Below are 275 nucleotides of genomic sequence, written 5' to 3'. Positions count from 1 at the left end.
CCAATTTTCTTCGTGTCTCTGTATCATTGCCCAAAGTAAGTGCTTTTGTAAAGTTTTCAATTGCTTTTTTAATGTCACCTCTTGCTTCATAAAAATCTCCCATACTATCAAAACTGTTGGCGTCTTGTGGATAATTATCAGTATTCATTTTAAAAAAAGTCTCTGCTTTGTCCCACTTTTTAAGGCCCATACAGGTATAACCTAAATTATTGACTAAGTCTTGTGATGGCAACACAGTATACCCTAATTTTTGCGATATATTTTTGAAGTGAGCA

1 protein-coding gene is annotated in these 275 nt (G+C 33.8%); it reads right to left on the bottom strand.

Going from position 1 to position 275, the window contains the following annotated elements; genetic code table 11:
• Nucleotides 1-275 (bottom strand): tetratricopeptide repeat protein (locus SB764_RS39920; protein WP_410866737.1); only part of this gene is annotated, 275 nt, incomplete at both ends.

It is taken from the genome of Paraburkholderia sp. SIMBA_027 (genome assembly GCF_046535315.1).
Classification (GTDB): domain Bacteria; phylum Pseudomonadota; class Gammaproteobacteria; order Burkholderiales; family Burkholderiaceae; genus Paraburkholderia; species Paraburkholderia tropica.
Note: the sequence above shows the minus strand (reverse complement) of the source record. Positions and strands in the feature narration are given on the sequence as shown.